This is a genomic window from Psychrobacter sp. 1Y4 (genome assembly GCF_051847555.1).
On sequence record NZ_JBPYDE010000009.1, the window covers coordinates 42,844 to 56,615 of the forward strand.

Annotated in this window: 22 protein-coding genes; 2 read left to right on the plus strand and 20 right to left on the minus strand. The window is 40.5% G+C overall.

What is annotated here, in order from left to right; genetic code table 11:
* Positions 1-136: 136 nt before the first annotated feature.
* From fabG to ACS8FC_RS09255, 4 genes are all read right to left on the minus strand, one after another.
* Positions 137-871, minus strand: a complete 735-nt coding sequence (fabG, locus tag ACS8FC_RS09240) for a 3-oxoacyl-ACP reductase FabG (protein ID WP_439296601.1) — start codon at positions 869-871, stop codon at positions 137-139.
* Positions 862-1,830, minus strand: a complete 969-nt coding sequence (gene fabD, locus ACS8FC_RS09245; RefSeq protein ID WP_439296545.1) for an ACP S-malonyltransferase — start codon at positions 1,828-1,830, stop codon at positions 862-864. The genes fabG and fabD overlap by 10 nt, the downstream gene beginning before the upstream one ends.
* A gap of 416 nt (positions 1,831-2,246) precedes the next feature.
* Positions 2,247-2,429 (minus strand): 50S ribosomal protein L32, encoded by a 183-nt coding sequence (rpmF, locus tag ACS8FC_RS09250; protein WP_058368285.1) that lies wholly within the window; start codon positions 2,427-2,429, stop codon positions 2,247-2,249.
* A 357-nt stretch (positions 2,430-2,786) separates the two neighbouring features.
* Complete coding sequence (locus ACS8FC_RS09255) at positions 2,787-3,377, minus strand: YceD family protein (RefSeq protein WP_439296546.1); 591 nt, start codon at positions 3,375-3,377, stop codon at positions 2,787-2,789.
* Between the two features lie 155 nt (positions 3,378-3,532).
* On the opposite strand from ACS8FC_RS09255, the gene ACS8FC_RS09260 reads away from it, so the two are divergent.
* Entirely contained in the window at positions 3,533-4,291 is a 759-nt protein-coding gene (locus ACS8FC_RS09260; RefSeq protein WP_439296547.1) for an elongation factor P hydroxylase, read from the plus strand.
* Positions 4,292-4,528: 237 nt separating this feature from the next.
* A complete protein-coding gene (locus tag ACS8FC_RS09265) occupies positions 4,529-5,149 on the plus strand; it encodes an L-threonylcarbamoyladenylate synthase (RefSeq protein ID WP_439296548.1) in 621 nt (206 codons plus the stop codon).
* Positions 5,150-5,240: 91 nt separating this feature from the next.
* On the opposite strand, the gene rplQ is transcribed toward ACS8FC_RS09265, so the two are convergent.
* From rplQ to rplX, 16 genes are all read right to left on the minus strand, one after another.
* Positions 5,241-5,600, minus strand: a complete 360-nt coding sequence (gene rplQ, locus ACS8FC_RS09270; protein WP_021813387.1) for a 50S ribosomal protein L17 — start codon at positions 5,598-5,600, stop codon at positions 5,241-5,243.
* Between the two features lie 19 nt (positions 5,601-5,619).
* Positions 5,620-6,627: a DNA-directed RNA polymerase subunit alpha gene (locus tag ACS8FC_RS09275; RefSeq protein ID WP_087040762.1), complete on the minus strand. Its 1,008-nt coding sequence runs from the start codon at positions 6,625-6,627 to the stop codon at positions 5,620-5,622.
* Positions 6,628-6,708: 81 nt separating this feature from the next.
* The gene (rpsD, locus tag ACS8FC_RS09280; protein WP_010196731.1) at positions 6,709-7,350 is read right to left on the minus strand and encodes a 30S ribosomal protein S4; all 642 of its coding nucleotides are present in this window, start codon (positions 7,348-7,350) and stop codon (positions 6,709-6,711) included.
* Between the two features lie 48 nt (positions 7,351-7,398).
* Positions 7,399-7,788 carry a 30S ribosomal protein S11 gene (rpsK, locus tag ACS8FC_RS09285; protein ID WP_058368279.1) on the minus strand — a complete coding sequence of 130 codons (390 nt, stop codon included), beginning with the start codon at positions 7,786-7,788 and terminating at the stop codon, positions 7,399-7,401.
* Between the two features lie 20 nt (positions 7,789-7,808).
* Complete coding sequence (rpsM, locus tag ACS8FC_RS09290) at positions 7,809-8,165, minus strand: 30S ribosomal protein S13 (RefSeq protein ID WP_299221435.1); 357 nt, start codon at positions 8,163-8,165, stop codon at positions 7,809-7,811.
* Between the two features lie 252 nt (positions 8,166-8,417).
* Positions 8,418-8,534 carry a 50S ribosomal protein L36 gene (gene rpmJ, locus ACS8FC_RS09295; protein ID WP_010196721.1) on the minus strand — a complete coding sequence of 39 codons (117 nt, stop codon included), beginning with the start codon at positions 8,532-8,534 and terminating at the stop codon, positions 8,418-8,420.
* 30 nt (positions 8,535-8,564) lie between these two features.
* Positions 8,565-9,896: a preprotein translocase subunit SecY gene (gene secY, locus ACS8FC_RS09300; protein WP_299221673.1), complete on the minus strand. Its 1,332-nt coding sequence runs from the start codon at positions 9,894-9,896 to the stop codon at positions 8,565-8,567.
* A gap of 19 nt (positions 9,897-9,915) precedes the next feature.
* Entirely contained in the window at positions 9,916-10,356 is a 441-nt protein-coding gene (gene rplO, locus ACS8FC_RS09305) for a 50S ribosomal protein L15 (RefSeq protein ID WP_299221439.1), read from the minus strand.
* Positions 10,356-10,535, minus strand: coding sequence for a 50S ribosomal protein L30 (gene rpmD, locus ACS8FC_RS09310; protein WP_010196714.1), 180 nt, complete (start codon positions 10,533-10,535; stop codon positions 10,356-10,358). Before rpmD ends, rplO begins: the two co-directional genes overlap by 1 nt.
* A 20-nt stretch (positions 10,536-10,555) precedes the next feature.
* Entirely contained in the window at positions 10,556-11,062 is a 507-nt protein-coding gene (rpsE, locus tag ACS8FC_RS09315) for a 30S ribosomal protein S5 (protein ID WP_299221442.1), read from the minus strand.
* 2 nt (positions 11,063-11,064) lie between these two features.
* Positions 11,065-11,415, minus strand: coding sequence for a 50S ribosomal protein L18 (gene rplR, locus ACS8FC_RS09320; RefSeq protein ID WP_068034619.1), 351 nt, complete (start codon positions 11,413-11,415; stop codon positions 11,065-11,067).
* Between the two features lie 11 nt (positions 11,416-11,426).
* Entirely contained in the window at positions 11,427-11,960 is a 534-nt protein-coding gene (gene rplF / locus ACS8FC_RS09325; RefSeq protein WP_299221449.1) for a 50S ribosomal protein L6, read from the minus strand.
* A 205-nt stretch (positions 11,961-12,165) separates the two neighbouring features.
* Positions 12,166-12,564 carry a 30S ribosomal protein S8 gene (gene rpsH / locus ACS8FC_RS09330; protein WP_058368271.1) on the minus strand — a complete coding sequence of 133 codons (399 nt, stop codon included), beginning with the start codon at positions 12,562-12,564 and terminating at the stop codon, positions 12,166-12,168.
* Positions 12,565-12,575: 11 nt separating this feature from the next.
* On the minus strand, positions 12,576-12,881 hold the full coding sequence (gene rpsN, locus ACS8FC_RS09335; protein ID WP_068034613.1) for a 30S ribosomal protein S14: 306 nt from the start codon (positions 12,879-12,881) through the stop codon (positions 12,576-12,578).
* 12 nt (positions 12,882-12,893) lie between these two features.
* Positions 12,894-13,430: a 50S ribosomal protein L5 gene (rplE, locus tag ACS8FC_RS09340; RefSeq protein ID WP_299221458.1), complete on the minus strand. Its 537-nt coding sequence runs from the start codon at positions 13,428-13,430 to the stop codon at positions 12,894-12,896.
* 21 nt (positions 13,431-13,451) lie between these two features.
* The gene (gene rplX, locus ACS8FC_RS09345) at positions 13,452-13,769 is read right to left on the minus strand and encodes a 50S ribosomal protein L24 (protein ID WP_201605171.1); all 318 of its coding nucleotides are present in this window, start codon (positions 13,767-13,769) and stop codon (positions 13,452-13,454) included.
* Positions 13,770-13,772 lie beyond the last annotated feature (3 nt).

A 13,772-nucleotide genomic window follows, 5' to 3' on the forward strand; every position in this document is an offset into this window, starting at 1 on the left:
TTTATGAAACCCTTTATGATATAGGTCTGAAACATAAAAATATGCGTCATTATAACACCATTAAATACAGTTTACACTCGTTCACGCAGGTTTTTATTATATGAGTGTAAATGACGCTTTTGTCCTATTTATCACATTACATATACATGCCGCCGTTAACAGGTATAACGGCGCCCGTAATATAACTCGCTTCATCACTAGCTAAGAATAATGTTGCTGCGGCAATATCTTCTGGCTGTCCTAAACGTCCAATAGGCACAGCGTCCAACATAGAGTTTAGCAAGCGTTCGTCAAGCTCATCCGTCATATCAGTTTCAATCAGCCCAGGAGCCACACAGTTGATCGTTACTTGACGAGAGCCAATCTCACGCGCCAAAGTACGACTAAAGCCCTCTACGCCCGCTTTCGTCGCCGCATAATTGGATTGTCCAGCATTACCCATCTTTGCAACCACTGAACTGATATTAATAATACGCCCACGACGAGCTTTCATCATACCGCGCACTGCACGTTTACTCATACGATAAACTGACGTTAAATTGGTATCAATCACACTGTCCCAATCTTCGTCTTTCATACGCATTAGCAAACCATCTTGAGTAATACCTGCGTTATTTACTAATACCTGTACAGCGCCATACACACTTTCGATCTCTTCAAACAATTTATCGATTTGTGCGCCATCACGGACATCTAGAACCCGACCAATACCACCGGAATCATGCAAATAATCGTCGATAAGAGCAGCACCTTTTTCTGTAGTCGCTGTGCCAATGACAAAATGTCCTTCTTTCGCAAAACGTTTAGCAACTGCTTTACCAATACCGCGACTTGCTCCACTAACTAATACAATCGTTCGACTCATGATAATACCTCCATCAGTTTTTCCATACGAGCAGGCTTGTCTATTGGATAACTTGCAATTGGCTGCGTTTGACGCTTGGCCAAATTACTTAGCACGTTACCACTACCGCACTCAATTAATATATTTATTTGTTTGTCTGCCAGCTCTTGCATGGTCTTTGACCATAATACAGGCTCGCTAAGTTGCTCTGTTAACGCTTGTTTGATACTTTGAACGCTAGTCTCAATACGAGCATGACGATTTTGGATAACAGGAATATTGGCTTGATCAAATTTAATAGCAGCCAACTCTTCTGCCAACGTTTGGCTCGCTGGCTCCATCAATGCACAGTGTGATGGCACACTAACCTTTAGAGGAATCGCTTTTTTACCCGTATTTTGTACCTTATCAATCACAGCTGTTACTCCAGCGGCATTACCAGATATGACAACTTGACCGGGACTGTTAAAATTAGCAGCACCCACAACAGCACCATCAACATGTTCAGTCGCTTGCTCGCATAACGTTTCAACACGATTATCCTCAAGCCCCAATACTGCTGCCATTGCTGTATCAATATCAGCTACAGCCTCCTGCATCAGTTTGCCACGCTTATGTACCAGTTGCACAGCATCAGTTAACGATATAACACCGGCAGCACAAAGAGCACTATACTCACCTAACGAATGACCTGCTAAATAAAGAGGTGCTTTATTTAGCTTATCTTGCAGGATGCGCCAGATAGCAATACTCGCTGTTAATAGTGCAGGCTGAGTATACTGAGTCTGATTTAATTGTTCTTCATTTTGACATATTGCCCATAAATCTTCGCCTAAAGCCTTGCTAGCTTCAGCAAAAGTATCTTGTATTTGTGGGTATATTTCTGCAAGCTCAGCAGTCATATTGACTGCCTGTGCTCCTTGTCCAGGAAAGATTACTGCAATACGATGGGTTGAGGTTGTTACTGTATCAGGTGCAGATGCCATAGCCAATATTCCTTAAGTAATTGAAAATATTCTTAAAATAGACTGAGGATAATTATAAAATAAAATTCTAATATGTCGCTTATCACAGCGAATTATTACAAACTATACACTGCTCTGCATAATTATTATAGCGAGTCATGAAATCACAATAAAACAAACTGAATGAATCATTAAAAATACTATCAACGAAACTTTTATGGCTATCAAACCATCGTTATAAGCGCTTGCTAACGGGCATAGACTCAAAAATCACGCATAATAAAAAACCAAGCTATCCAGCTACCCTATATGCGATAGCAAAATAACTTGGTTTTTGTAAGCTCAATACATATTGTTTGATAATGTATGTACTAAGTAGCAGTAAATAGTTGGAAATATTACCACCACCGTATATCAACTACCAAACAGACAATGATTTAAGCTTCTTGACTAACTTTAAACAATTGACGGCCACGATAAAAACCATCTTTAGTCATATGATGACGACGATGTTTTTCACCAGTGGTCGCATCTACGCTTAGCTCAGCCACGCTCATATGGTGGTGTGAACGGCGCATGTCACGACGAGAACGGCTTTTACGACTCTTTTGAACAGCCATGATATAGCTCCTATACTTAAAGGGACAAGCTTAGAATTCAGCTTTAATCGATACTGACAGAGGCTATATAATCACAACAACCTAAGTCTTACGCATCATCAAATATTTTACGATATGCATCAAACACTAACTAAATATAAAATCTATGGATAATTTGGTTAATCTTTAATCACATATAGTACGTTGCCAGAATGCAATAAACCGGACATTATACGCATGTTTAGACAAATAATAAAGTACTGACTTTCACTCTTGTACATAAAGACGATAAAAATATTGTTGATAAGAAAATAATCAAGATAACTTAGTTAATATGGTTGGTGCTTTATACTACCTGATGTTCTTATATAATAATTACTATAATTTACCTTTTAGCGCAGCTAGCGCTGCAAAAGGGTTTTCACTCTCTTCTTCTTCAGGTATATCACCAAACTGTTCAACCACCATTTCACAATCGTCATGTTTTGGTGCCAATGGTGTCTTTAATAAAATCTCATCTTCTATCAATTTTTTAAAAGGTAAAAAACGCTCTGACGTTTGCTCAGTAATAATCTCATCTAGCAGTAAATAGTCTTGCTCATTATCAATCAAACGTACTTGATCTTCATCATCAAGCAAAGCAATGTCGTAGTTATCTGTAAGATCAGTTTCAACAGGTTGTAAACAACGCTGACAGGTCAACCATATTTTTCCTGTCAATTTAAAAGCGAAATGTAAAACATTATTATGACGGTATAAATTAGCATCCAAGCTCAATTTTGGTTGTTCACGCTCATCTGTTAAAAGTTTAGCTAAACGTTCAAACCTTGCAGGCGCAACCTCACCCTGCCAATCAAACCCGCTATCTGCCCATTTATCTAAAGAGATTTGCTCTGGCATATTTGCAGATGTAACTGTGCTATTTTCATGACTTTGAATAGATTCAGGATTCTTTGAAGTACTTGACATATGGCGCCTCGTGGTTCAAAACGGTGTATAATATTGCATGACATACTAACGGAAAGCCCAATATGACGCTAGCGCTAGTATGTTACGATTTTTGATACCAATTAAAAAAATTTTTCAAAAATATATTTTTACTTATTTAATAAATCTGCTTATCTATGAATACTCAGTCTAAACACATTGATTTTTCTACAGTATTGACTACTGCTGATTCTATCACTCTTTTAAATAAACTGATGGCACTAGAGAATTTAACTGATGAAAACACTTATCGAAATAAGCTTACAAGTTATTTGATAAGTTCACAGCAAAAATGGCAGTTGCTAACTAGTATGAACGCTGGCTATCAAATAGATAATAATACCTTTATAAGCTCGCCAGATACTTTTAAAGACTCTGAATATAACCTTACTAATTGGCTAATTTCATTATTCAACACTTTGTTCTTAGAACAAAAAGTAGAGCTGGTACGTGGTAAACAAGAACCAGAGTATTTTCCTATCCAAGGAGAACAACTTGCACGTATTGAGTTCGCTCATGGGTTTTTTGCAAGCGCCTTGCACGAGATTAGTCATTGGTGCGTGGCTGGTGAAGCTCGTAGACGTCTATCTGACTTTGGCTACTGGTATGCCCCAGATGGTAGATCAGCTGCTCAGCAACAAGCATTTGAGCGTGTAGAAATAAAACCTCAAGCATTGGAGTGTTTATTTACTTTAGCTTGTGGGCGACAGTTTCAAGTCTCACAAGACAACCTATCTGCTGACTTTGATACCAGTGGGAGTACATTTGCTTATGATGTATATGTGCAAGCTAAAGAGTACGTCGCCGAACCTCATACTTTACCACGTGATGCTAAGACTTTATTAGCTGCATTACTTAGCGTTTGTAAGACGTCTTCATCTGAAATCAGCACTTAATGTGACTTACTTAGCCTCCCTACTTATTAACGTTTTTCTACGGTTGGTAACGCCTTGTCATTAAACCTATATCCGCTTTAAGCTATACTGATAACTTAAGTACTATTGTTAAGGATATCAACCTACTTTATCATTAGAATAAATATTCTGATATATTTAGCGATTGAACCATGTTTAATTAATTAATGAAAAAGTTTTCTCAACTAAAAATTAATAATTATAAAATAAGGAACCACTATGGAAATATTCTACATTCATCCTGATAATCCGCAGCCACGCCTTATTGAACAAGCTGCTGACCTATTGCGAAAAGATCAATTAATTATCTATCCAACTGATACTAGTTATGCTTTTGGTTGTCGCTTAGGAGCAAGAGACGCGCTAGAAAAGTTAAAAATGATACGCGAACTTGATGATAAGCATCAATTTACCTTACTTTGCCGTGATCTGAGCGAAATCGCGAATTATGCGACGGTGGATAACATACAATTTAAACAACTAAAAGCACATACACCGGCCCCAATTACTTTCATCTTAAATGCTACCAAAGATGTGCCAAAGAAATTAGCGCATGCTAAGAAAAAAACCATTGGTATTCGAGTGCCTAGCAATCCTATTGCTCAAGCGTTATTAGAAGCGATGGATGAACCCATCCTGACTAGCTCGCTAATCTTACCTGATCGCGACGATATCTTAGATGATCCTTTTGAGATTGAAGAGCTGCTAGGTAATCAAATTGATGCACTTATTAATGCAGGTATTAAAACTACTAAGCTAACAACTATCGTTGACATGACTAGCAGCCAGCCTGAAATTATTAGACAAGGCGCTGCCGATGTCGAGTCATTGTTACTTTAACCAGCTAATACGATAGTTAACTAATCTACAGATGTAAAAAAGGCTCCAATTCAATTGGAGCCTTTTTTATAAATTTAATCAGCATATAAAATTAGTCACGATCAACCAATTCTACATAAGCCATTGGTGCATTGTCACCATCACGGTAACCGCATTTTACAATACGCAAATAGCCACCTGGACGCGTCTGATAACGAGGACCTAACGTACCAAATAGTTTGCCTACCATAGCTTTGCTACGCATACGGCTAAATGCTAAACGGCGATTAGCAACGCTGTCTTCTTTAGCCATAGTGATTAATGGTTCAGCGACGCGGCGTAATTCTTTTGCTTTTGGTAAAGTTGTTTTAATCAGTTCATGCTCAAATAATGAGTTAGTCATGTTCTGAAACATTGCCTTACGATGACTGCCGGTACGACCCAGCTTGACTCCACTCTTACGATGGCGCATAGTCAAATATCCTTAAAGTTTAACGGCTACGATAAGAAAAGCGATCATCAACACGTAAATCAGCTGGCGGCCAGTTGTCTAGACGCATACCAAGCTCTAAATCTTTAGACGCTAGTACGTCTTTGATTTCTGTTAATGACTTCTTACCAAGATTTGGGGTTTTTAATAGTTCAGTCTCTGAACGTTGTACCAAATCACCGATATAGTAAATGTTTTCAGCTTTCAAGCAGTTGGCTGAGCGAACCGTTAGTTCAAGATCATCCACAGGGCGTAAAAGCACTGGATCAACCTCTTCTTTTTCTTTCACAGGCTCAGGCGCTTCTTCAGCTTCTAGATCAACGAAGATAGAAATCTGTTGTTGTAAAATAGTAGCTGCTTTACGAATTGCTTCTTCTGGATCTATAGTGCCATTGGTTTCAAGCTCAACGATAAGACGATCAAGATCAGTACGCTGCTCTACGCGAGCGTTCTCAACTTGATAAGCAACACGTAGCACAGGACTAAAGCTTGCATCAAGCTTCAAGCGTCCAATTGCTTTAGTATCACCATCTTCACGGCGCTGATTTGCTGGCTCATATCCACGACCCATTACTACACGCAAACGCATCTTAAGATGACCACGATCACTCAACGTACCCAACACCAACTCTGGATTGATAATGTCTACGTTATGCGGTAGTGCGATGTCTGCAGCAGTAATAGTGCCTGGACCTTGTTTATCCAAGGTCAAGAATACTTCATTTTGGTCATGAAGCGTAATTGCTAAGCCCTTCAAGTTCAAAAGCAAATCAAGCACGTCTTCTTGTAGTCCTTCAAGCGTTGAGTATTCATGGTCAACACCATCAATCTCAGCTTCAATGACTGCAGCGCCAGGTAATGAAGATAATAAGATGCGACGCAGAGCATTACCTAGAGTATGCCCAAAGCCACGTTCTAACGGTTCGAGCGTGACTTTCGCAATCGTTTCATTAACCGTATCCACATTAATGGCATTCGGCGTTAGAAACTCAGTTGCATTTAGCATCATGATGTCACCTCGATTTATTAAACTGGTTTAATTAACGTTGACTGCTCAACATCATTATTATGATGCTGAGCGTTACGTCATTTACTTAGAGTATAGCTCAACGATCAAGCTTTCGTTGATTTCAGCAGGTAGATCAATGCGATCAGGTGCTTGTTTAAAAGTACCTTGTAATTTACTGTGATCAACATCTAGCCATTCTGGAATGCCACGTTGTGTCGCTAACTCGATAGCGTTTTTGATACGCAACTGTTCGCGAGACTTCTCTTGGATAGCGATGACATCACCATCTTGAAGCTGAATTGACGGAATGTTCACACGAACAAACTCATCACGACCAGCTTTTTTTACCATAACAGTACGGTGACTGACTAGCTGACGTGCTTCAGCGCGAGTTGAGCCAAAGCCCATGCGATATACTACGTTGTCTAAACGACTTTCTAGCATAGCTAGTAGGTTTTCACCAGTAGCACCACGCTTACGTGCAGCTTCTTTATAGTAATTAGCAAACTGACGCTCTAATACACCATAAATACGTTTAACTTTCTGCTTTTCACGCAGCTGTAAAGCATATTCTGAAGTCTTATTACGGCTTACACCGTGTTGACCTGGTGGACGTCCAGCTTTCTTTGTTTTTACATCGTATGGTTTAACACCAGACTTAAGGCCTAAGTCTGTACCTTCACGACGTGATAATTTGAGTTTTGGTCCAATATAGCGGGCCATTGTTATGTCTCCTATAAGCTCTTATAATAAAAAGCTTCGTCTTTAATATTAGACGCGGCGCTTTTTCGGCGCACGGCAACCATTGTGTGGGATTGGGGTTACATCAGAGATGCTGTTAACTTTATAGCCCAATGCACCTAGTGCTCTTACCGCAGACTCACGACCCGGTCCTGGTCCTTTGACCAAAACATCGATATTCTTAACACCATATTCTTGAGCCGCTTTACCAGCGACTTCAGCTGCAACCTGCGCTGCAAATGGTGTAGATTTACGTGAACCACGGAAGCCTTGTCCACCTGAAGTGGCCCAAGCCAATGCATTACCTTGACGATCGGTAATCGTAACAATGGTGTTATTAAAAGACGCATGGATATGGGCTACGCCCTCCGATACTGAACGACGAGTCACTTTTTTGCGACTACGAGTGTCTTTAGCCATCTTTTAGCTTCCTAAGTTAATTATCTTTTGAGAGGGCGTGTCGGACCCTTACGAGTACGAGCGTTGTTCTTGGTATTTTGACCGCGAACAGGTAAGTTACGACGATGGCGAATGCCACGGTAACAACCAAGATCTACCAAACGCTTGATATTCATTGACACTTCACGACGAAGATCACCTTCAGTCGTGTAATTTGCAACTTGTGCACGGATAGCATCTAACTGTGTATCATCTAACTGATTAACTTTAGTAGTAGGGGCAATGCCAACTGCTTCTAAGATTTTCTGAGCAGTGGTACGACCTACACCAAAGATATAAGTTAGTGAAATAACAGCATGCTTATTATCCGGAATGTTTACACCGGCAATACGAGCCATTGATTTCTCTCCATTAAAGAAAAACGAGCTTTATTCGTAAATAAACATCATTTCTCAGATTTATTGCTGTTAATACTAATTCTTTTACGCCACTATTAACATTTTAACTTGATAACAAGTTTATTTATAAATTAGGTTAATAAATGAGTTAGCATAAACTACGGCAAGTGGCGGATGATATCGCATCCGCCGTTATAATTCAAGTATTAATTTTGTTTATAGTTAAGGTATGTTCACCTATACTACTATCTATTAACCTTGACGCTGCTTGTGGCGTGGTTCTGCTGTGCAAATGATATGGACACGACCTTTACGGCGTACAACCTTACAGCTACCACAAATCTTTTTAACTGATGCTTGAACTTTCATAGCATGCTCCTTGAAATATCACACTACTCTTTAAGATTGAGTAGGCGACTGAATTAACGTCTGATCATGATATTGATGGGTCATCAAATGCGCTTGAATTTGCGATATGAAATCCATAACTACAACCACCATAATCAGTAACGATGTACCGCCAAGATTAAATGGTACTCCAAATGATGATTGGATGACCATTGGCATTAAACAAATAACCGTCATGTATATCGCACCGATAAAAGTTAATCGATTTAATACATGATCGAGGTAACGCTGTGTTTGCTGTCCTGGTCGAATACCTGGAATATACGCACCACTACGTTTAAGGTTTTCTGCAACTTCGCGTGGACTAAATACTAATGCTGTATAAAAATAACAGAAGAATATAATCATCGCACCGAAAAGAACTAAATATAAAGGTTGTCCTGGAGACAATACCAATGCCATATTTTGTAGAATTTTCTGAGTGAAGGTAGGATCAGTCGAATGACCTACCCACTGTCCTAAACTGGCTGGAAACAACAATAATGAGCTAGCAAAAATAGCAGGAATAACACCTGCCATGTTTATTTTCAGTGGCAAATGTGATTGCTGCTGAGCATAAATTTTGCGGCCTTGCTGCTGCTTTTGAGCATAGTTCACAGGTACTCGGCGCTGAGCTCGTTCGATATAAACGATACCAGCAGTAACCGCGACCCCTAGTACTACAAAAATAAATAGCACAATCAAGTTCATTTGGCCTTGATTGACCTGTTCAATAGACTGCGAAATCATTCCAGGAGTTCCGGCAACAATACTCGCAAAAATCAACATTGAGATACCGTTACCTACACCACGTTCTGTAATCTGCTCACCGAGCCACATTAAAAACATAGCGCCTGCTACTAACGAAGTAACTGCAGGAATATAAAAGGTAAGACCAGTAGATAATGTTAAATTTTGACTGATTAAGCCAGCACACATTCCCAACGACTGTACTAAAGCTAAAGCAAGTGTTCCTTGGCGGGTATACTTATTTAGCTTACGTCGTCCTGCTTCACCTTCTTTCTTAAGCGCTTCAAGCGATGGCACTACAGCAGACATCATCTGTACAATAATTGACGCCGAAATGTATGGCATAATACCAAGTGCCATAATAGACATACGTTCAAGCGCACCACCCGAGAACATATTAAACATGCTTAATATGGTGTTTTCGTTACGCGAGAATAGATCAGCTAAATTAACCGGATTAATACCCGGTACTGGAATATGCGACCCTAAACGATAAACAATCAATGCGCCGATTAAGAATAATAAGCGTGTCCAAAGCTCATCATATTTACGTATGAAAGCAAATGGATTAAGCGGTATACCAGACGATGACATTGATTGTTTTGACACGTTACTACTCCTCGATGCTACCACCAGCAGCTTCGATTGCTTGCTTAGCGCCTTTAGTTACTTTGATACCTTTAAAGGTATAAGCTTTAGTAACTTCGCCTGATAGCATGATACGAGCACGCTTCATATCGCGACGAATAAGGTTAGCAGCCTTAAGAGTTTCTAGGCTAACTACATCACCTTCGATTTTATTCAGTTCAGACAAACGGACTTCAGCAGTCGTCATTGCCATTTTACTGGTAAAACCAAATTTTGGTAGACGGCGATACAAAGGCATCTGACCACCTTCAAATCCTGAGCGAATGCTAGAACCTGAACGTGATTTTTGTCCTTTTACACCGCGACCACCAGTCTTACCAAGACCTGAACCGATACCACGACCTCGACGTTGGGCAGTTTTCTTTGCACCAACACCAGGTGATAATTCATTTAATCTAAGTCCCATTACGCTTCCTCCACTTTTACCATGTAGTTGACGCGATTGACCATACCACGAGTTGAAGGAGTATCTTCTACTTCAACAGTATGGTTAATACGGCGTAAACCCAATCCTTTCAAGCTCGCTTTGTGGCTCTTTAGGCGATGGGCACCCGATTTAAATTGAGTGACTTTCATTTTTTTCATCGTAACTCACCTAGTTTAAGTTAACCCAAGATTTCGTCTACAGATTTACCACGTTTTGCTGCCATCTTTTCTGGAGTTGACATATCACGTAAACCGTTAAACGTTGCACGAACAACGTTAGCAGTATTGGTAGAACCATAACATTTGGTCAAAACATCTTTGACACCCGCAACTTCTAGTACTGCACGCATTGCACCACCAGCGATTACGCCAGTACCTTCAGATGCAGGCTGCATATAAACTTTACTTGCACCATGACGTGCTTTAATCGGATGATACAAAGTCGCTTCATTAAGCTCAACAGTAATCATATTACGTTTAGCAGCTTCTAGCGCTTTTTGAATGGCAGCCGGTACTTCACGTGCTTTACCACGACCAAAACCAACGCGACCATTACCATCACCCACTACAGTTAATGCAGTAAATGAGAAAATACGACCACCTTTAACAACTTTTGCAACGCGATCAACAGTTACCAAACGTTCTACTAGACCATCGGTCTGTTCATTTTTATCATTTCTCGCCATGATTAAAACTCCAATCCATTTTCGCGAGCTGCTTCAGCTAAAGCTTTCACTCGACCATGATATTTAAAACCACTACGGTCAAAGGCAACTTTAGTAATACCAGCTGCTTTTGCGCGTTCTGCGATCATTTGGCCTACAGACGTCGCTGCATCAGCGTTACCAGTTGCGCCCGAGCGCAAACTGCCGTCCAAGGTAGATGCCTGAGCAATCACTTCACCACCGTTAGGAGAGATAATCTGGGCATATATGTGCTTCGGCGTGCGGTTAACCGTTAGACGATGAACGCCTAAAAAACGGATATGCGCGCGGGTTTTTTTAGCTCGACGCAGACGAGCTGCTTTTTTATCAAACATTTCAACTCACCTTATTTTTTCTTAGCTTCTTTACGAACCACATGCTCGTCGCTATAACGAATACCTTTACCTTTGTAAGGCTCTGGTGGGCGGAAACCACGGATGTTGGCGGCTGCTTGACCAAGCTGCTGCTTATTGTTTGATTTCAAAACAATTTCAGTTTGCGTTGGGGTTTCAGCTGATACACCTTCAGGTAACGTGTATTCTACTGGATGCGAGTAACCAACATTAAGGGTTACTTTGCTACCAGACGCTTGTGCACGATAACCGACACCGATCAGTTGAAGGCGTTTCTCGAACCCTTCATTGACACCTATAACATAATTGTTAAGTAAGGCGCGCATAGTACCAGTATGCATCATAGCTTCTTTTGAATCGACTGTAGGTGAGAGAATGATATTATCATCTTCCTGGTTCAGCTCGACCAATTCATGCAGGCGTAAAGACATGGAGCCATTCTTGCCTTTAACTTCGACCTGCCGATCGTTCAAAGTAACGCTTACACCGCTAGGTAGCGTCACTGGGGCTTTAGCCACACGAGACATAGGAATATTCCTTGAAAAATTAAAACTTATATTAGCGAAAAAACTAACAGACTAAAAAGCCTGCTAGTTTAGCATAATTGATCCAGCTAAACATCATCCAATTTTTGTAAAATTTTCGGATATCTAACTTATTCTTGGTTTAGATCATCTTTAACAAGATAATCAAACCAAATAGGATTCAAGTAGGACTTCTCATCACGTTGTTTTATGCAACAAACGCAACGATTTCGCCACCAATACCAGCAGCGCGAGCAGCACGATCGCTCATGATACCTTGGCTGGTTGATACGATAGCAACACCCATACCTTGCTTAACAGTAGGGATAGCGTCTTTGCCGCGATGCTGGCGCAAACCAGGACGACTATAACGTTGAATAGTTTCGATGACAGCGCGGCCTTCGAAGTATTTTAGTTCAATAGTAAGTGTCGCTTTGTTGTTGTCTTCTTCAGTAACAACAGCACTCGCTACATAACCTTCATTAACCAATAAATCAGCAATCGATTTACGTAGTTTTGAGCTTGGCATCGCTACGGATACTTTATTAGCCATTTGTGCGTTACGGATACGGGTTAGCATATCTCCAACGGTATCTTGCATACTCATGTAATTACCCCTTACCAGCTTGCTTTACGAACACCAGGCACATCGCCTTGCATGACTCGCTCACGTAACATATTACGTGATAAGCCAAACTTACGGAAGTAGCCATGAGGACGACCGGTGATAGCACAACGATTGCGCAGACGAACTGGTGATGAATTGCGCGGTAAAGCTTGTAGCTCTAACATCGCATCCATACGTTCTTCGTCGCTTGCAGTCATATCACTGATGGTTTCTTTTAACTTAATACGCTTTTCAGCATATTTAGCAACCATTTTTTCGCGCTTTAATTCGCGGTTAATCATGCTCTTTTTTGCCATAACGTCTTTACCTTATTTAAATGGGAAGCCGAATGCTTTAAGTAACGCACGACCTTCTTCATCAGTACCAGCTGACGTAGTGATAGTCACATCCATACCACGAATACGATCAATCTTATCAAAGTCTACTTCTGGGAATACGATTTGTTCTTTAATACCCAGTGAGTAGTTACCACGTCCGTCAAAGGCTTTAGGTGAAAAACCACGGAAATCGCGAATACGAGGAATTGCAATGGCAATCAGACGATCTAAAAATTCGTACATTTGCTCACCGCGTAGCGTTACTTTACAGCCAATCGGCCATTCTTCACGAATTTTAAAGCCAGCAACTGATTTACGCGCTTTGGTGACAACAGGCTTTTGACCAGCAATTGCAGTCATATCAGCGACAGCACCTTCAAGCAATTTCTTGTCCTGAGATGCGCCACCAACGCCCATATTAAGTGTGACTTTAGTGATTTTAGGCACTTGCATCACATTGTCTAAACCAAGCTCTTCTTTGATTTGCTGCTTTAGTTTATCGTTATATAAAGATTTTAATCTTGCCATTACCATTACACCCTTAGTGTCTTACGCAGTCGCCACTACTTCACCATTCGAACGATAGACGCGTTGTTTTTTGCCGTCTTCGCCGAATTGATAAGTAATACGGTCTGCTTTTTGGGTTTGCGCATTTAAAATTGCGACATTTGAAATATGCAAAAAAGCTTCTTGCTTAACGATGCCACCTTCAACGCCAGTCGCCTGATTTGGCTTCTGATGTTTAGTGACAATGTTAATGCCTTCTACTTTAATACGATCGTTTTTTACAGCTTGTACAGTACCTTGCTTGCCTTTATCTTTCCCAGCAATCACGATAACTGTATCGCCTTTACGTAATTTTGACATGGA